Source organism: Mesorhizobium sp. L103C119B0, assembly GCF_000502235.1.
In the GTDB taxonomy this organism is placed as follows: Bacteria; Pseudomonadota; Alphaproteobacteria; order Rhizobiales; family Rhizobiaceae; genus Mesorhizobium.
The window spans coordinates 304,649-322,980 of sequence record NZ_AYXE01000003.1 but is presented as its reverse complement, the minus strand read 5'-3'; the positions used below and the strand labels follow the sequence as shown (position 1 = coordinate 322,980).

Sequence of the window (18,332 nt, the reverse complement as noted above, 5' to 3'; positions counted from 1 at the left end):
GAAGTGGAGGAGGATAGGATGGTTGCCAAGGCAGTCAAAACCCAGCCCGTGCAGCCTGAATGGGCAGCCGAACTCGACCTCGCGCTCACCGATCTCGACGCCAGGAAGGACGACTGGGCGCAGACCTCGAATGGCGAGCGGATCGCCTTGCTGCGGCAGGTCAAGGATCACATCCGCGAGGTCGCCGAGGCGTGGGTCAAAACCGCGACGCGCAAGAAGGGCATCCCGACCGGCTCGCCGCTGGAAGGTGAGGAATGGCTGGCTGGCCCGGCGGCGCTGATGGATGGCTGCAACCAGTTCATCCACACGCTGAGCCTGATGGAGGGCAAGAAGTTCCTTGACAGACTGCCGGTCCGCACCTTGCCTAGCGGACAGGTGGCGGTGACGGTGGTTCCGAATTCGCTTTGGGACAAGGTGCTGTTCACCGGGCTGAAGGCAGAGATCTGGATGCAGCCCGGCGTGACCAAGGCGAACCTCGCCGCAAACACCGCATCGGCCTATGACGCGCCGCGCACCAGCCGCAAGGGCAAGATCGGGCTCGTGCTCGGCGCCGGCAACGTCGCCTCGATCGCGCCGCTCGACTGCCTGCACAAGCTGCTCGTCGAACATCAGGTCGTCCTGCTCAAGATGAACCCGGTCAATGATTACCTCGTTGATTTCCTGCGGCCGGCGCTGCGGCCGCTGATCGAATTCGGTGCGCTGCGCATCGTGCGCGGCAGCGCCGATGTCGGTGCGTATCTGTGCAACCACGATCTCGTTGACGACATCCACATCACTGGTGCCGCCGCCTCGCATGACGCGATCGTCTGGGGTCCCGGCGAGGAGGGCCGCAAGAACAAGGCGGCGGGCACGCCGCGCAACAGCCGGCGTATCACCTCTGAGCTTGGCGGCGTGGCGCCGACCATCGTGGTGCCCGGCCCATGGTCGAATGCCGACATCGCCTACCATGCCGAACTGATCGCCACACAGAAGCTCAACAATTCCGGTTTCAACTGTATCGCCTGCCAAATGCTCGTGTTGCCCGAACGCTGGGACAAATCCGACGCGCTTCTGGCGGCCCTCGAAAAGGTGATGCAGAAAGCCCCGTCGCGCCCGGCCTATTATCCCGGCGCGACCGAGCGCCTCGCCGCCTTCGAGGCGCATGCCGACAGCGTACAGAAATTCGAGCGGCCCGGCGGGCCGGCCTGCGTGGTGGTGCCGTTCCGGCCGGGCACGGATACCTATCTCGAAAATGCCGAGGTGTTCGCGCCGGCGCTCAGCGTCATGCGGCTGCCGGCGGGCAATGCGGAATCCTATCTGCGCGCCGCTGTCGCCTACGCCAATGAAAAGCTGCACGGCACGCTTGCCGCCAACATCCTCATCCATCCCAGGACGATCGCCGAGATCGGCCGGCAGCGCTTCGAGGAAATCATTGCCGAACTGCGCTATGGCGGCATCGGCATCAATTCCTGGAGCGGCGTTCTGTTCGCGCTGCTGCGCCCGACCTGGGGTGCTTTCCCTGGCCACACGCTCGACGACGTGCAGAGCGGCATCGGCGTCGTCCACAACACCTATTTGTTCGACAGACCGGAACGCAGCGTGCTCGAAGCGCCGTTCCGCATCATGCCGAAGCCGGCCTGGTTCCTGACCCACAAAAGGGCACACATGGTCGGCCGCCTGATCACCGAGTTCAACTACCAGCCGAGCCTCCTGAAGCTGCCGCGCATCATCTGGAACGCGCTGCGCGGCTAGCAACGAGCATCCGATCTCGAAAACAAAAGCCGGCACAGGAGCTACGACAATGGCTGACGCGGACGCAATCATCGTTGGCGGCGGGCTGGCCGGCCTGGCCGCAGCCGCGGAACTCGGCGATGCCGGCAAGCGCGTGATCATCGTCGAGCAAGAGGGTGGCGGTTTTCTCGGCGGCCAGGCATTCTGGTCGCTCGGCGGCCTGTTTTTGGTCAACACGCCCGAGCAGCGCCGCCTGCGCATCAAGGACAGCCGCGACCTCGCCTGGCAGGATTGGCTGGGTTCTGCCCAGTTCGACCGGCCCGAGGACCATTGGCCAAGGAAAGTGGCGGAAGCCTATGTCGATTTCGCCGCCGGCGAGATGCGGCCGTGGCTCTACGCCATGGGCATGCGCTGGTGGCCGGTGGTCGGCTGGGCCGAGCGCGGCGGCGCGCTGGCCAATGGCCACGGCAATTCAGTGCCGCGCTTCCACCTGACATGGGGCACTGGGCCGGGCGTGGTCGCGCCGTTCGAAAGGCGCGTGCGCGAGCACGTCGCCAAAGGGCTGATCACTTTGAAATTCCGTCATCAGGTCAGCCGGCTGATCAAGACCAACGGCGCGGTCACCGGCGTCGCGGGCGAAATCCTGGAGGCATCCGATGTCGAGCGCGGCAAGCAGTCGAGCCGCACGGCCGTCGGCGATTTCGACCTTTCGGCCGGTGTCGTGATCGTCACCTCCGGCGGCATCGGCGGCAATCATGAGTTGGTTCGCAAGGTCTGGCCGGTCGGGCGGCTGGGGCCGGCGCCGAAGCGTATGGTTGCCGGCGTGCCGCACCATGTCGACGGCCGCATGGTGGCGATCACCCAGGACGCCGGCGGGGCCGTCATCAACGCCGACCGCATGTGGCACTATGTCGAGGGGATCAAGAACTGGAATCCGATCTGGCCGAACCACGGCATCCGCATCCTGTCTGCGCCGTCGCCGCTATGGTTCGACGCTCTCGGACAACGCATGGAGGCGCCGTTCTTCCCGAGCTTCGATTCGCTCGGCACCTTGAAGCGTATCCTGTCGACGGGACACGATTATTCCTGGTTCGTGCTGACCAAGACGATCGCTTCGAAGGAGTTCGTGCTCTCGGGTTCGGAGCAAAACCTCGACTTTACGGCCAAGGATTTTCGGGCCGTGCTGAAGAACCGGCGCGGCGGCAAGGCGCCGCCATCGGTGGCGGCGTTCCTGGAAAAGGGCGAGGACTTCGTCGTCCGCGACAACCTGGCCGACCTGGTCGCCGGGATGAACGCGCTGTCAGGCGACAATCTGCTCGACTACGACCGGCTCAACGCCCAGATCGTGGCGCGCGATCGCGAGGTCGACCATGCCTATACCAAGGATGCGCAGGTCACAGCCATCCGCGGCGCTCGCAACTACATTGGCGACAAGATCTTCCGGGTGACCAAGCCGCACAAGATACTCGATCCCAGGCACGGGCCGCTGATCGCGGTGCGCCTCAACATCCTGACGCGCAAAACGCTTGGCGGCCTGCACACCAATCTCAATTCGCAGGTTCTCGACGGCAATGGCGAACCCATTGCCGGGCTCTATGCGGCAGGCGAGGTGGCCGGCGGCGGTGGCGGCGGCTATCACGGCTACAATGCGCTGGAAGGGACATTTCTCGGCAGCTGCATCTTCTCCGGCAGGAACGCAGGCCGGCACGCCGCGGGCAGGTGACGCGGCTGGCGGGCCAAGAAAAGGTCGATGAGAACAGGACATCCGCCATGTTCCATGGATAGCGACTGCTTTCGATCGCTTGCGGCAACCCAGGCGGTCAGCGAGTTGCGGCTTGCCGGCGCCGACGGTTCCCATGCGCTGGTGCTCGGCGCTGCGGCCCATCAGAGGCCTGCGTTACGCTGGCGCCACCGCGAAATTGAGCTTGAGGTCCTGAAGGCCTGGCCGCAAGGTCGGCCGGGCTACCACTCGGCGAAGGAGCCGTCCTTGTGACGCCAGACCGGGTTGCGCCAGCGGTGGCCTTCCTTGGCCCTTTCCTTGACGTAGTCCTCGTCGATTTCGACGCCGAGGCCGGGACCATCGGGGATTGCGACATAGCCATCCTCGTAGCGAAAGACGTCCTTGTTGGCGGCATAATCGAGCAAATCGTTTGCGGCGTTGTAGTGGATGCCGAGGCTCTGTTCCTGGATGAAGCAGTTGTAGCTGACGGCATCGAGCTGCAGGCAGGCGGCGAGCGCGATCGGGCCGAGCGGGCAGTGCGGCGCGACCGCAATATCATAGGCCTCGGCCATCGCCGCGATCTTGCGGCATTCGGTGATGCCACCGGCATGCGAGAGGTCGGGTTGGATGATGTCGACGGCGCCTTGTTCGAACACCGATTTGAAATCCCAGCGGCTGTAGAGCCTCTCGCCGAGTGCGATCGGCGTCGAGCCGAGGGCGGCGATCTCCTTCAGCGCCTCGCGATTTTCGCTCAGCACCGGCTCCTCGATGAACATCAGCCGGTAGGGTTCCAACTCCTTGACCAGCATGCGCGCCATCGGCCGGTGGACGCGGCCGTGGAAATCGACGGCGATGCCAATGTTGGACCCAACGGCCTCGCGCACCATGGCGACTCGTTCGACAGCCGCATCTATTCTGTCATGGTTGTCGACGATCTGCAGTTCCTCGGTGCCATTCATCTTCAGCGCCTGAAAACCGCGCGCCACCACTTCCCTGGCGCCATCAGCCACTTCCGCCGGCCGGTCGCCGCCGATCCAGGAATAGACCTTGATGCTGTCGCGCAGCTTGCCGCCGAGCAGTTCGTGCACAGGCACGCCGAGCGCCTTGCCCTTGATGTCCCATAGCGCCTGGTCGATGCCGGCAATGGCGCTCATCAGGATCGGCCCGCCGCGGTAGAAGCCGCCGCGATGCATCACCGTCCAATGGTCCTCGATCAGGCGCGGGTCCTTGCCGATCAGATAATCGCCAAGTTCCTTGACCGCTGCCTCGACCGTCAGCGCACGGCCTTCGACCACAGGCTCGCCCCAGCCGGTGACGCCGGCATCAGTCTCGATCTTCAGGAACAGCCAGCGCGGCGGGACGATGTAGGTGGTGAGCGAGATGATTTTCATGCTGGTCTCAGTTGTTCTTGAGTTTCTTGGCGCTGACCAGGTCGCGCGCCGCAAGGTCGAGGATCCGGCCTGCCGCCGCACGCGCCGCCGCGGCATCGCGCATGCGCAGTGCCTCCACCACCTCGCGGTGCGCCGCCACTGCTTCCATGCGCCGAGCGAGCGAAATGGTCGCCGTTGCTTCAAGCGAGAATTTCAGCCCGGTGTCGATCAGATTGCCGATCTGGCGGAAGATCGGGTTGTGGCTCGCGGCATAGACGATCTGGTGGAAGGTGATGTCCGAGCGCGAGAAGGCGGCGAGATCCTCGCCGGCATTGGCCATGCCGCGCCAGGCGGCTTCGAGATCGGCGATCTCCTGCAGCGTCGCACGAGTCGCCGCCAGTTCAGCTACCAGAGGTTCGATGGCGCGGCGCGTCTCGAGGATGGCGTCGAACAATTTGTCGTCCAGCACATGCGGCGCGTGCCAGGCCAGCACCTGCGGGTCGATGATGTTCCAGTTGTCCTGTTCACATACAACCGTGCCGATGCGCGGCCGCGACAGCACCAGCCCCTTGGCGGCCAGCACCTTCAGCGCCTCGCGGATGACGGTGCGGCTGACGCCATATTCGACGCCGAGCTCGTTTTCGGTCGGCAGAGACGAGCCGGCGGGATAGCGTCCGGAAAAGATGTCTGAGGCAAGCGCCTTGGTCACATCGGGCATGACGCGCGGGCGGCGGGTGTCGCCTGATGCCTTCTTCGAAGTTTCGGTCACCTCAGCCCTCCTCCAAGGCGGCGAAACCACTGATCTCGCGTCCCCGGCCTTACCGGATGCGGATGATTTGCGCCAGCGATCCCTGGTCGGAGCATGTAGCTCAATTATCATACCAGATCAATTGACGAGTATGATAAAAAGAATTAGAGACTCTGCATCCGGGCTGAGCGCCCGGCCATCGCTGGGAGGTAATCATGCGACTTCTGAAGACCGCGCTCGTCGCGGGCGCCCTTGCCGTGCTGTCCGTCACGACCATCGCTGCATATGCTCAGGACACCAAGATAGGTTTTATCGTCAAACAGCCCGAGGAGCCGTGGTTCCAGGACGAATGGAAGTTCGCCGACCAGGCCGCCAAGGAGAAGGGTTTTACCCTGGTCAAGATCGGCGCCGAGGACGGTGAGAAGCTGATGTCGGCGATCGACAATCTCGGCGCGCAGGGCGCGCAAGGCTTCATCGTCTGCACACCTGATGTGAAACTCGGCCCCGGCATCGTCGCCAAGGCCGCCGCAAACAATCTCAAGCTGATGACCGTTGACGACCGTCTGGTCGGCGCAGACGGCAAGGCGCTGGAAGACGTGCCGCATATGGGCATTTCGGCGACCAAGATCGGCGAGGCCGTCGGCCAGGCGATCGTCGACGAAATGAAGGCGCGCGGCTGGAAGGCCGACGAGGTTGGCGCCATCCGCGTCTCCTATGATCAGTTGCCGACCGCCGTCGACCGGGTCGAAGGCGCCATCTCGGTGCTCAAGGCCAACGGCTTCAAGGCCGAGAACATCTTCGACGCGCCTCAGGCCAAGACCGACACCGAGGCTGCACTGAATGCGGCGACGGTGGTGCTCAACGCCCATGCCGACATCAAGAAGTGGGTCTCCTTCGGCCTCAACGACGAAGCCGTGCTCGGCGCCGTGCGCGCTTCCGAAAGCGTCGGCATCCCGGCCGAAAACGTGATCGGCGTCGGCATCGGCGGTGCGGATTCGGCGATCAACGAGTTCAAGAAGCCGACCGCCACCGGCTTCGTCGGCACGGTGATCATCTCGCCGAAGCGTCACGGCTACGAGACTGCGCTCAACATGTATGACTGGGTCGCCAACAACAAGGAACCCGAGAAGCTCATCCTGACCGCCGGTGCGCTGGCCAAGCGCGACGACTACCAGACGGTCCGCAAGGGTCTCGGCATCGAATAATCCTCCCTGTACAAACAGGCGGCGGCTCACAGTCGCCGCCTGTTTGGCATGGCAAAAGGATAGGCGCCCCATGTCCTTTCTCGACTTCTCGGAAATCACCAAGACCTATCCGGGCGTCAAGGCGCTGTCGGACGTCTCGTTCGGCGTCGACAAGGGCGCCGTGCACGGCCTGATGGGCGAGAACGGCGCCGGCAAATCCACGCTGATCAAGATCCTGTCCGGCGACCAGCATGCCGATGACGGCGAGATCCTCATCGACGGCAAGATGCAAGCCTATGCAACGACGCGAGATGCCTTCGACAATGGCGTCATCGTCATCCACCAGGAACTGCAGCTGGTTCCCGAGCTCACTGTTGCCGAAAACCTCAGCCTCGGCCGCTTCCCCGCCAACGCCGGCATCATCGCCCGTGCCAGGATGCTGGACGATGTTGGCGCCAAGCTGAAATCAGCCGGCATCGACATCGATATCAGCCGCAAGGTCAAGACGCTGTCGATCGGCGAGCGCCAGATGGTCGAGATCGCCAAGGCGATCATGCTCGACGCGCGCGTCATCGCTCTGGACGAGCCGACCTCGTCATTGTCGTCGCGCGAAAGCGAAATCCTGTTTGCGCTGATCGACCGCCTGCGCGGCGAGGGCAAGGTCATCATCTATGTCTCGCACCGGCTGGACGAAGTGTTCCGCCTCTGCGACAGCCTGACCGTGCTGCGCGACGGCAAGCTCGCGGCGCACCATGCGTCGCTGAAAAACGTCACACGCGACCAGGTCGTCGCCGAAATGGTCGGCCGCGAAATCTCCGATATCTGGGGGTTTCGCCCACGCCCGGCCGGCGATGTCCGGCTGAAGGTCGACGCTGTTTCCGGAGTAAAACTGACGACGCCTGCCAGCTTCGAGGCAAGGGCCGGCGAGATCGTCGGCTTCTTCGGCCTGATCGGCGCGGGGCGCTCGGAACTGATGCGGCTGGTCTTCGGCGCCGACCGGCGCTCAGGCGGCACCATCAGCGTCGACGGCAAGGTCGTTCATGCCACCGATCCCCATGACGCGATCCGCGCCGGCATCGTTTTGTGCTCGGAAGACCGCAAGCATGACGGCATCATCCAGGGCCGCTCGATCGAGGAGAACATCAACATCTCGTCGCGGCGTCATCACACGCGCTTCGGGATCCTGAACCGCGCCAGCGAGATCGCCACCGCCGAGACCTTCATCAAGAAGCTCAAGGTGCGCACGCCGTCGCGCAAGCAGGACATCATCAACCTCTCCGGTGGCAACCAGCAGAAGGTCATTCTCGGCCGCTGGCTGTCGGAGCAGGGCGTGCGCGTGCTTATCGTCGACGAGCCGACACGCGGTATCGATGTTGGCGCCAAAGCGGAAATCTACGAGTTGCTCTACCAGCTTGCCGAAGACGGCATGGCGATCGTCGTCGTCTCGTCCGAACTGCCGGAAGCGATGGGCATTTGCGACCGCATCCTGGTGATGTGCGGCGGGCGCATCAGCGCCGAACTCGCCCGCGACCAGTTCGCCGAAAAAGCGATCCTGGCCGCTGCTCTTCCCGATCAGAAAACCCCCGACGCGATCGCATCCTGAGGATCTTTACCATGACCGATCAGTTGAAGAAGATCCTGCTCGGCGAACAGGGCCTCGTCGTCATCTTCATCGTCGCCTTCGTGCTGGTGTCGCTGCTGGTGCCGAACTTCCTCACCGACCGCAACATGCTCGGCCTGCTGCAGTCGGTGGTCACCGTCGGCATTGTCGCCTGTACGATGATGTTCTGCCTTGCCGCGCGTGACTTCGACCTCTCGGTCGGCTCCATCGTCGCCTTTGCCGGCATGGTCGCGGTAATGGTGTCGAACTATACCGGTTCGATCCTGCTCGGGCTTCTCGCGGCAATCGCCTGCGGCGCCTTCGTCGGCTTCATCAATGGCGTCGTCATCGCCAAATTCCGCATCAACGCGCTGATCACGACGCTTGCCACCATGCAGATCGTGCGCGGCCTTGCGCTGATCGCATCCGATGGCCGCGCCGTCGGCATCAACAGCCCGGATTTCTACCAGCTGGCGCTATCCAAGCTGTTCGGCATTCCGACGCCGGTCTGGGTCCTGGCCGTGCTGTTCTGCATCTTCGGTTTTGTCCTCAATCGTACCGTCTTCGGCAAGAACACGCTGGCCATCGGCGGCAACCCGGAGGCCTCGTGCCTGGCCGGCGTCAATGTCGACTGGACGCGCATCTGGATCTTTGCTCTGCAAGGCGTGGTCTGTGGCATCGCCGGCATCCTTTTGGCCTCGCGCATCACGTCGGGCCAGCCCAATGCGGCGGTCGGGCTTGAACTCTCGGTCATCTCGGCCTGCGTGCTCGGCGGCGTCTCGCTTGCCGGCGGCCGCGCCACCATGTCGGGCGTCATCGTCGGCGTGCTGATCATGGGCATTGCCGAAAACGCCATGAACCTGCTCAACATCCCAGCCTTCTACCAGTACATTGTGCGCGGCGTGATCCTGCTGCTTGCCGTTTTGCTCGACAATCTGCGTTCGTCGGCACTGGGCCGGCGCTGACCATCTTGCAGTGGAGTGACAGCCATGGCTGAGCGCCTGTCCGGCAAACGCATCTTCCTCACCGGCGCCGCGCAAGGCATCGGGCTTGCCATCGCCGGGGCCTGCCTGGCCGAAGGGGCAAAACTGTTCCTGGTCGATCGCGACGGCGCGCTGCTGGACAAAACGGTCGCCGGCCTTGCCGCACCGCAGGGCCATGTCGGACATACCGCAGCCGACATCAGCGACGGGGCCGCGATTGCCGCTGCCGTCAGCCGGGCGACCGACGCGATCGGGCCGATCAACGCGCTGATCAACAATGCGGGGATGAATGTGTTCTCGACGCCGCTCGAGGCGACCGAGGAGGAGTGGAACCGCAATTTCGACGTCAACGTCAAGGGCGCCTGGAATTGCAGCAAGGCGGTGCTGCCAGGAATGATCGCAAATGGTGGTGGCGCGATCCTCAACATCGCCTCGACGCACAGCTTCACCATCATCCCTCATACCTTCCCTTATCCCGTGGCCAAGCACGCGCTGCTTGGGCTGACCAAATCGCTGGCGCTGGAATATGCCGGGCAGGGCGTGCGCGTGAACGCGCTGGCGCCCGGTTATGTCGAGACGCAGAAGGCGACCGACTATTGGAACAGTTTTGCCGATCCGGTTGCGGCGCGCGCCAGGACGCTGGCGCTGCATCCCGGCGGTCGCATCGCCTCGGCGCGCGAGATCGCGCTGGCCGCTGTGTTCATGATTTCTGAGGAGTGCCCGTTCATGAACGCGGCGACCCTCGTCGTCGATGGCGGGCTCAGCCAGCTACAGCATCCCGCCTGAACGCTAGAGAGGCTCTATTTCTACCGCATCGACCGCCGGCCTAATGGAGCAAGCAGTCGCGATCAGAAACGCTCGCGATAGGCGCGCGGATTGGTGCCCAGCACGCGCAGAAAGCCGCGCCGCATGGTTTCTTCCGAGCCGAAACCGCAGCGGCGGGCCGTCTGGTTGACGGGCTGGCCCCGCTCCAGCATCCGCCGCGCCGCCTCGATCCGGATCTCCTCGATCGCGCGGGCAGGTGTCCGGCCGGTGGCCTCGCGATAGCGCCGCGAGAAGCTGCGCGGGCTCATATTGGCGTGGTCGGCCAACTGCGTGAGCGACAGGTCACCGGCCAGATTTTCGAGGATCCAGCCATGCAGCCGGTCGAAGCGCCCGTCGCCTTGCTGCAGCTTGAGGGTCTGGCTGAATTGCGCCTGGCCACCGGGACGTTTCAGGAAGACCACCAACTCGCGCGCCACGCCGATCGCCGTGTGCCGGCCAAGGTCGGCCTCGACGAGGGAGAGGGCGAGATCGATCCCCGCCGTTACGCCGGCGGATGTCCAGACATTGCCGTCGCGGATGAAGATCGGATCGGGTTCGAGCCGGACCGCGGGAAAGCGCCGGGCGAACTCCGCGCAGCGTCCCCAATGGGTCACCGCGCGGCGGCCGTCGAGCAGGCCAGCCGTCGCCAGCAGCATGGCGCCGCTGCAGACGGAAGCGGTTCGGGTGGCATCGCGCGAGCGACCGGCGATCCACTGGACCAGCACGGGATCGTCGCAGGCCGCGTTGACGCCCCATCCTCCGGGGACAAGCAGCGTGTCGATCTTACCTCCGTGGGTTGGCAGCACTGCTGCCTCCAGCACGAGACCGGCCGATGTCCGGATGCGCGGTGAGGCGGCGACGACCACGACCTCGTAAGGAGCCGGTTCGCCGGCCTGCCTTTTGAAATCATTGGCGCTGGCAAAGACCTGCAGCGGTCCGCTGACGTCGAGGAGCTGGATGTCGGGATAGGCAAGTACTTCGATACGGCGCATTGGTTTGGCCCGAAGCGAGGGATGAATGGCAATCGTGCCAAACCATGATGCCGTAGATTGCCGGAAGTCAACCCACGGAGATTTCCATGCCCCTTCGTTTCGGCATCCTCGTATTCCCCGACGTCCAACAACTCGACCTCACCGGCCCATACGAAGTCCTGGCATCGGCCAAGGATGCCGAGGTGGAACTGATCTGGAAGGATCGCAACCCGGTGACGTCATCGACGCGCCTCTCGCTGACGCCAACCGCGACCTTTGACGATTGCCGGCCCCTCGACGTGCTGTGCATTCCTGGCGGGGGCGGGGTCAACGCGCTGCTGGAGGACCAGACAGTCCTCGATTTCGTGTGGGAGCGCGCGGGGCAGGTGCGCTACATCACCTCCGTTTGCAGCGGTGCCCTGGTGCTTGGGGCGGCCGGACTGCTGAGGGGCAAGCGCGCGACCACGCACTGGTATGCGCATGATTTCCTTGAGGAGTTCGGAGCGATCCCGGTCGACGAGCGTATCGTCGAAGACGGCAAGCTCATCACCGCCGGCGGCGTCACTTCGGGGATCGACTTCGGCCTGGCGCTGGTTGCGAGGCTGCTTGGACAGGAGGAGGCCGAGATCGTGCAGCTCTCGCTCGAATACGCCCCGGCTCCTCCCTTTCGGTCCGGCACGCCCGCCGAGGCGTCGCCTGCGGTGCTGGCGCAGGCAAAAAAGCGCCTCTCTGGTTCGAGGCGGGTTCGCGAGGCAATCTTCGCTCGCTGGCGCGAGGCTCGCGCCGCCGCTGCGCCGGCGCGCATCCACGGCTGAAGCAGCAAGGCCGAAGGTGCATCCCCTGGCCCTTCGGCCTTGCTGCGTTTCCACTGTTGACAGGTCCCTTCGTCTGTGCAGAAATTGGTTGGACCATTGAACCACTTCGGTAATAGCCCCGGTGACCGAATTCAGCCTTCCGCCGATCCAGACGACGGCCCGCGACGACGCGGTGCTGAAGGCGTTGGCCGGCTTCGTCATGCGCGAGAAGCTGGAACCCGGTGAGAGGCTGCCGACCGAACGCATCCTCGCTGAGCGTCTGAAGGTCAGCCGCAACACGGTGCGCGAGGCGCTGACGCGCTGGGAAGGGCTTGGCCTGGTCGAGCGCCGGCAGGGCTCGGGCACCTATCTCAAGGCCGCCGTCTCGCTCGACATGCTGCACATGCCGCTGACGCTTGCCGGCGGCAATGATTTCACCGGCCTGATGCGCACGCTGGAAATCCGCCGCGCGCTGGAAGCGGAAGCCGCCGCCCTTTGCGCCATTCGTGCCGACAAGGACGACCTCGCCGAGATCGAGCGCAAGCTCGACATCATGGAGGAAGAGTTTCTCAGCCGCGCCGGCATGTCGTCGGAAGAGGACTGGGAATTCCATCAGGCGATCTACCGCGCCTGCGGCAATCCGCTGTTCGAGCAGATTATCGCCGCCATGCACGAACTGTTCCACCGCTTCTGGGAACATCCGCTCGGCGTGCGCGATTTCGGCCACGCAAGCTTTCCCTACCACCGCACCATGTTCGACTGCATCGCCGCGCACGATCCGGAAGGCGCCCGGGCCGAAGCGCTGAAGCTGATCGCCACGGTCGAGGACGATTTGAAGCGCGGCGCCGCCAACCTCAAACTTTCGGTCCGCACATGAACGAGCACAGCTTCGACCCCGGCATTTCCGGCAGCGACTATCTCGCCGAGGCGGCGACGCTTCTGGCGCATGACGACCCGTTCCCCGGCAATGCGGTGGTGCCGCCGATCTACCAGACCTCGCTGTTCACCTTCGCCAGCTATGCCGACATGGCCGACACCTTTGCCGGGCGCAGGAAACAGCCGATCTATTCGCGCGGCGACAATCCGACGGTGATGGAATTCGAGTCGCGCGTCGCAGCGCTTGAAGGTGCTGAAGCCGCGCGTGGTTTTTCGAGCGGCATGGCTGCGATCAGCGCGACGTTGCTGGCTTTCGTCGGCGCAGGCGAACGCATCCTTGCGGTGCGCAATTGCTATGGCGACGCCTACCGACTGTTCGAGCGGCTGTTTCCGCGCCTGCATATCAAGGTCGACTATGTCGACGGCTCCGATCCGGATGCGGTGGCCGCGGCACTTCCCGGTGCGAAACTGCTCTACCTGGAAAGCCCGACCTCGATGATGTTCGAGCTGCAGGATCTCGAACATCTGACGCGGCTGGCGAAAGAGCAGGGCATCGTCACCACAATCGACAATTCCTGGGCGACGCCGGTGTTCCAGAAGCCGATTCTGCACGGCGTCGATCTGGTGCTGCACTCGGCCTCGAAATATCTCGGCGGCCACAGCGATACCGTCGCCGGTGTGGTGGCGGGCTCGGCCGCCCATATCAAGCACATCAACGACCAGACCTACTCGCAGCTTGGCGCAAAGCTGTCGCCCTTCGAGGGCTGGCTGCTGTTGCGCGGCCTGCGCACGCTGCCGCTGAGACTGCCGCATCACATGAAGAGCGGGCTCGTCATCGCCGAGCGCTTGAAGGCGCATGACAAGGTCGAGCGGGTCAATCATCCCGCCTATTCCAACCATCCCGGCAAGAAGACGCTTGCCGGCTATGCCGGGCTGTTCTCCTTCGAGGTGACGGAGGATGTCGACATTCCCGCTTTCGTCGATGCGCTGAAATTTTTCCGCATCGGCGTCAGCTGGGGCGGTCATGAAAGCCTCGTCGTGCCGGCAAAGGCCTCGCTCGAGCAGACACCGGGTCTCAATTCGATGGCGCGCTTCGGCGTCAGCCCCCGAACCATCCGCTTCAATGTCGGATTGGAAAGCGTCGAAGACCTCTGGGCCGACATCGGCCAGGCCTTCGACAAAGCAAAAAAATGACTGGGTTCAAAATGGGAGTTCTGAACATGAAACGACTGAGCATCATGCTTGCCACCGCTGCCGGCCTGGCGATGTCCGCCAGCGGCGCATTGGCCGACACCACCCTCAAGCTGGTCGAGGTCATCACCAGCCCGCAGCGCACCGAATTCCTGAAGAAGCAGATCGCCGAGTTCGAGGCCGCCAATGCCGGCGTCAAGGTCGAGGTGGTCTCGCTGCCCTGGGGGCAGGCCTTCGAGAAATTCCTCACCATGGTGCAGGCCGGCGATACGCCCGACATCGTCGAGATGCCGGAGCGCTGGATGGGCCTGTACGCCACCAACGGCCAGCTCGAGGATCTCGGCCCTTACATGGCCAAATGGGACGACGCCAAGACGCTGGGCGACCGCGCCAAGCAGTTCGGCTCGACCGTCAACAACACCCAGTTCATGATCCCGTACGGCTACTATGTGAATGCGCTGTTCTGGAACAAGAAGCTGTTCAAGGAGGCCGGTCTCGACGGCCCGCCGGCGACACTCGACGACTTCATCGCCGACTCCAAGAAGATCTCCGCCATTCCAGGCAAGTACGGCTATTGCTTGCGCGGTGGGCCGGGCGCCTTCAACGGCATGCACATGTTCATGAACATCGCCGCTGGCAAGGGCGGCTACTTCAACGAGGACGGCACCTCGACCATCAACGAGGAGGGCTCGGTCAAGGGCCTGCAGATGCTGGCCGACATGTACAAGGACGGGCTGGCGCCCAAGGATGCGGTGAGTTGGGGCTTTAACGAGACCGTCACCGGCTTCTATTCCGGCACCTGCGCCATGCTCAACCAGGATCCGGATGCGCTGATCGGCATTGCCGACAAGATGAGTGCCGACGATTTTGCCGTGGCGCCGCTGCCTGTGGGGCCAAGCGGCAAATCCTATCCGACGCTGGGCTATGCCGGCTGGGCGATGTTCGCCAATTCGCAGCACAAGGACGATGCCTGGAAGCTGATGGCGACGCTGTTGTCGCCCAAGGACAATCTCGAATGGGCCAAGGAAGTCGGCGTCGTGCCGATCCACAATGGCGCCGACCAGGATGCCCACTTCAAGACCGAGCAGTTCAAAGGCTGGTTCACCGAACTCAGCGACACTTCCAAATATGAAATGGTGACGCCGCCGACACATCTGGAGAACCTCGGCAATTTCGTCGACCAGGTGGCGATCAAGAATTTCCAGGAAGTGCTGCTCGGCCAGAAGTCGGCCAAGGACGTTGCCGATCAATGGGCCGCGTTCCTGACCAAGGAACAGCAGGACTGGCTGGCCAAGAACAAGAAGTAGTTCTTCCACCTTCTCCCCGTTTACGGGGAGAAGGTGGCCCGAATGCATGTCGCCCAAAAGTGCGTAGCGGTTTTGGGACAACGACATGCACAGACAGGCCCGGATGAGGGGCAGCGCGAGCACCCCAAGGCTGGCGCCGCCCCTCATCTGCCTGCCGGCATCTTCTCCCCGTGAACGGGGAGAAGGGTGCTGTTGCCGCTGTCGGCACCCACCCATGATTGTTGAGCGCTAATGACTTATGCCGTGTCCGAAATACGATCCGCCGGCCGGCCGCGAAAGAAGCGGCTGACGCATGCAGCAATCGAGCCCTGGCTTTATCTCAGCCCGGCGATCGTTCTGCTGGTCGTGGTGCTGCTGGTGCCGCTGATCATCGGCATCAGCTATTCGTTCCGGAAGTTCTCCGCCTTCAAATCCGAATATGTCGGTCTAGGCCAGTATCAGGCGATGCTGACCGACCAGGTGCTGGGGCAGGCGCTGGTCAACACGCTGTGGTGGACCGTCGCCAGCCTGTTCTTCCAGTTCTTCCTCGGCCTGGGTCTGGCGTTGCTGCTCGACAAACCGTTTGTCGGGCGCAAGTTCGTGCAGGCGGTGGTGTTCCTGCCCTGGGCGGTGCCATCTTTCCTGTCGGGCCTGACCTGGGCGTGGCTGTTCAATCCGATCATCGGACCACTGCCGCATTGGCTCTTCACGCTCGGGCTGAAGGCCGAGCCGACCAATGTGCTGTCCGATCCGGCGACCGCCATGTGGGGGCCGATCATCGCCAACATCTGGTTCGGCATTCCGTTCTTCGCCATCACGCTGCTGGCGGCGCTGAAGTCGATCCCGTCGGAACTGCATGAGGCGGCCGCAATCGACGGCGCTTCGCCTTGGCAGCGCTTCACCAAGGTGACGCTGCCGTTCCTAGCGCCGACCATCGTCATCACCGTCATGCTGCGTACGATCTGGATCGCGACCTTCGCCGATCTGATCTTCGTCATGACCGAGGGCGGGCCGGCCGGCTCGACCAGCACGGTGCCGGTCTACATCTATGTCAGCGCCTTCAAGTCGCTGGACAAGGGCTATGCCTCCGCGGTGGCGGTGCTGCTACTGGTACTGCTCATCGCCTATGCGATCGCGCTGATCGCCATCCGCCGGTTGCTGGTGAGGCACGTCTGATGATTGCCGGACGCTCTACCTCCTCGCGCATCTTCAGCGGCGTCGGCCTCTACGCGGCGATTGCCGCCTATATGATCTTCGCCCTGTTCCCGATCTTCTGGACGCTGAAGATTTCGGTGACGCCGGAGCGGCTGCTCTATTCCGAGGGCATCACGCTGTGGCCGTCGCAGACGACCTTCCGCAACTTCATCACTGTCCTGGAAGCCTCTGACTTCCCCCGCTATTTCCTCAACAGCGTCATCGTCTCGGTGTCGACCGCGGCGCTCGTCACGGTCATCGCCACCCTCGCCGGCTACGCCATGTCGCGCTTCACCTTTCGCGGCAAGGCGACCCTGGCGATCATGCTTTTGCTCACGCAAACCTTTCCGCTGGTGATGGTCATTCCGCCGATCTACCGCGTCATGGGCGAGCTTGGCCTGACCAACAGCCTGGTCGGTCTGATCATCATCTACACGGCCTTCAACACCGCCTTCGCCACCTTCCTGATGCAGTCCTTCTTCGACGGCATTCCGAAGGATCTGGAGGAAGCGGCGATGATCGACGGCTGCACGCGGGCGCAGGCGATGCGCAAGGTGATCGTGCCGCTGACCTTGCCCGGCATGGGCGCCACGCTTGGCTTCGTCTTCACCGCCGCCTGGAGCGAATTGCTGTTCGCGCTGATGCTCATTTCCAGCGACGACCAGAAGACGTTTGCCGTCGGCCTGCTCACCTATATCGGCAAGTTCGCCGTCGACTGGGGGCAGATGATGGCGGCGTCGATCCTGGCGCTGATCCCGGTCTGTATCTTCTTCGCCTTCCTGCAACGCTATCTCGTCACCGGCCTCACCGCCGGCGCGGTCAAAGGATAATCGATGGCTTCCGTCACGCTGCAAAACGTCGAGAAGGACTACGGTTCGCTGCGCATCCTGCACGGCGTCGACCTCGAGATCGCCGATGGCGAGTTCGTCGTGCTGGTCGGCCCGTCCGGCTGTGGCAAGTCGACCCTTTTGCGCATGATTGCCGGGCTGGAGGAGGTGTCGGGCGGCGAGATCCATATCGGCGATCGGCTGGTCAACGATGTCGCGCCGAAGGACCGCGATATTGCCATGGTGTTCCAGTCCTACGCGCTCTATCCGCACATGGACGTGTCGTCGAATATGGGCTTCAGCCTGCTTTTGAAGAAGGCGGAGAAGACGACGATCGACGGCAGGGTAGGGGCGGCGGCCAAGCGCCTCGGCCTCGACAGTTTCCTCGGACGTCTGCCCAGGCAACTGTCCGGCGGCCAACGCCAGCGCGTGGCCATGGGCCGCGCCATCGTGCGCGACCCCAAAGTGTTCCTGTTCGACGAACCGCTCAGCAATCTCGACGCCAAATTGCGCGTGCATATGCGCGCCGAGATCAAGGCGCTGCACCAGCAGCTCAAGACCACATCGGTCTATGTCACCCACGACCAGATCGAAGCCATGACTATGGCCGACCGCATCGTCGTCATGCATGACGGTTACGTCCAGCAGGTCGGCCATCCGCTCGAACTCTACGATCGGCCGATCAACACCTTCGTCGCCGGCTTCATCGGCTCGCCCGGCATGAATTTCTTTCCGGCGACAGTCGCCAAGGGCGGCAAGGTGGATGCGGTGCTGGCCGACGGCCAGAAGCTGAGATTGCCTGATGGCTTGCCATCGAAGGATGGCGATGTGCTCACCGTCGGGCTACGGCCGGAGCACATCCAGCTTGCCGACGATGGTCCGCTCAAGGCAGAAGTCGAGGTGGTCGAGCCGCTCGGCCTGTCGACGCAGTTCTATGTCCGGCTCGCCAACCAGCTGGTTTGTGTCTTCGTCATGGGACGCAGCACTATCCGGCCTGGCGATAAGGTGCGGCTGTCTGCCGATCCGGCGGCGCTGCATCTGTTCGATCCCGCAAGCGGCAACCGCATCGGGTAA

16 protein-coding genes are annotated in these 18,332 nt (G+C 63.6%); 13 read left to right on the top strand and 3 right to left on the bottom strand.

The features are described 5' to 3' along the window. Positions 1–18: 18 nt before the first annotated feature. Both X728_RS160110 and X728_RS160115 read left to right on the top strand, forming a co-directional pair. The gene (locus X728_RS160110) at positions 19–1,731 is read left to right on the top strand and encodes an aldehyde dehydrogenase family protein (RefSeq protein WP_023830834.1); all 1,713 of its coding nucleotides are present in this window, start codon (positions 19–21) and stop codon (positions 1,729–1,731) included. A 49-nt stretch (positions 1,732–1,780) separates the two neighbouring features. After that, positions 1,781–3,433 carry an FAD-binding dehydrogenase gene (locus X728_RS160115; RefSeq protein ID WP_023702125.1) on the top strand — a complete coding sequence of 551 codons (1,653 nt, stop codon included), beginning with the start codon at positions 1,781–1,783 and terminating at the stop codon, positions 3,431–3,433. Positions 3,434–3,672: 239 nt separating this feature from the next. Here the strand turns inward: X728_RS160115 and dgoD are convergent, their stop codons facing one another. Together dgoD and X728_RS160130 are read right to left on the bottom strand one after the other, a co-directional pair. Further along, positions 3,673–4,821: a galactonate dehydratase gene (dgoD, locus tag X728_RS160125; RefSeq protein WP_023685304.1), complete on the bottom strand. Its 1,149-nt coding sequence runs from the start codon at positions 4,819–4,821 to the stop codon at positions 3,673–3,675. 7 nt (positions 4,822–4,828) lie between these two features. Then, positions 4,829–5,518 (bottom strand): FadR/GntR family transcriptional regulator, encoded by a 690-nt coding sequence (locus tag X728_RS160130; protein ID WP_245266096.1) that lies wholly within the window; start codon positions 5,516–5,518, stop codon positions 4,829–4,831. Positions 5,519–5,763: 245 nt separating this feature from the next. Between X728_RS160130 and X728_RS160135 the strand changes: the two genes are divergently transcribed. From X728_RS160135 to X728_RS160150, 4 genes are all read left to right on the top strand, one after another. Continuing rightward, entirely contained in the window at positions 5,764–6,753 is a 990-nt protein-coding gene (locus tag X728_RS160135; RefSeq protein ID WP_023668118.1) for an arabinose ABC transporter substrate-binding protein, read from the top strand. Between the two features lie 70 nt (positions 6,754–6,823). Next, positions 6,824–8,335, top strand: a complete 1,512-nt coding sequence (gene araG / locus X728_RS160140) for an L-arabinose ABC transporter ATP-binding protein AraG (RefSeq protein WP_023736035.1) — start codon at positions 6,824–6,826, stop codon at positions 8,333–8,335. Between the two features lie 11 nt (positions 8,336–8,346). Continuing rightward, the gene (gene araH, locus X728_RS160145; protein WP_023830832.1) at positions 8,347–9,297 is read left to right on the top strand and encodes an L-arabinose ABC transporter permease AraH; all 951 of its coding nucleotides are present in this window, start codon (positions 8,347–8,349) and stop codon (positions 9,295–9,297) included. A 24-nt stretch (positions 9,298–9,321) separates the two neighbouring features. Next, positions 9,322–10,101 carry an SDR family oxidoreductase gene (locus X728_RS160150; RefSeq protein WP_023704660.1) on the top strand — a complete coding sequence of 260 codons (780 nt, stop codon included), beginning with the start codon at positions 9,322–9,324 and terminating at the stop codon, positions 10,099–10,101. A gap of 62 nt (positions 10,102–10,163) precedes the next feature. Here X728_RS160150 and X728_RS160155 read toward each other — a convergent pair whose 3' ends face one another. Next, on the bottom strand, positions 10,164–11,111 hold the full coding sequence (locus tag X728_RS160155) for a GlxA family transcriptional regulator (protein ID WP_023830831.1): 948 nt from the start codon (positions 11,109–11,111) through the stop codon (positions 10,164–10,166). A gap of 86 nt (positions 11,112–11,197) precedes the next feature. Here X728_RS160155 and X728_RS160160 point away from each other — a divergent pair, with 86 nt between their 5' ends. From X728_RS160160 to ugpC, 7 genes are all read left to right on the top strand, one after another. Next, the gene (locus X728_RS160160; protein WP_023691357.1) at positions 11,198–11,905 is read left to right on the top strand and encodes a DJ-1/PfpI family protein; all 708 of its coding nucleotides are present in this window, start codon (positions 11,198–11,200) and stop codon (positions 11,903–11,905) included. 121 nt (positions 11,906–12,026) lie between these two features. Further along, positions 12,027–12,761, top strand: coding sequence for a FadR/GntR family transcriptional regulator (locus X728_RS160165; RefSeq protein WP_023668124.1), 735 nt, complete (start codon positions 12,027–12,029; stop codon positions 12,759–12,761). Then, on the top strand, positions 12,758–13,954 hold the full coding sequence (locus tag X728_RS160170; protein ID WP_023830830.1) for a PLP-dependent transferase: 1,197 nt from the start codon (positions 12,758–12,760) through the stop codon (positions 13,952–13,954). The genes X728_RS160165 and X728_RS160170 overlap by 4 nt, the downstream gene beginning before the upstream one ends. A 26-nt stretch (positions 13,955–13,980) precedes the next feature. Then, on the top strand, positions 13,981–15,258 hold the full coding sequence (locus X728_RS160175) for a sugar ABC transporter substrate-binding protein (RefSeq protein ID WP_023685297.1): 1,278 nt from the start codon (positions 13,981–13,983) through the stop codon (positions 15,256–15,258). A 231-nt stretch (positions 15,259–15,489) separates the two neighbouring features. Next, entirely contained in the window at positions 15,490–16,413 is a 924-nt protein-coding gene (locus tag X728_RS160180; protein ID WP_023685296.1) for a sugar ABC transporter permease, read from the top strand. Beyond that, complete coding sequence (locus X728_RS160185; protein ID WP_023691354.1) at positions 16,413–17,261, top strand: carbohydrate ABC transporter permease; 849 nt, start codon at positions 16,413–16,415, stop codon at positions 17,259–17,261. The genes X728_RS160180 and X728_RS160185 overlap by 1 nt, the downstream gene beginning before the upstream one ends. Positions 17,262–17,264: 3 nt before the next feature. Then, positions 17,265–18,332, top strand: a complete 1,068-nt coding sequence (gene ugpC / locus X728_RS160190; protein ID WP_023830829.1) for a sn-glycerol-3-phosphate ABC transporter ATP-binding protein UgpC — start codon at positions 17,265–17,267, stop codon at positions 18,330–18,332.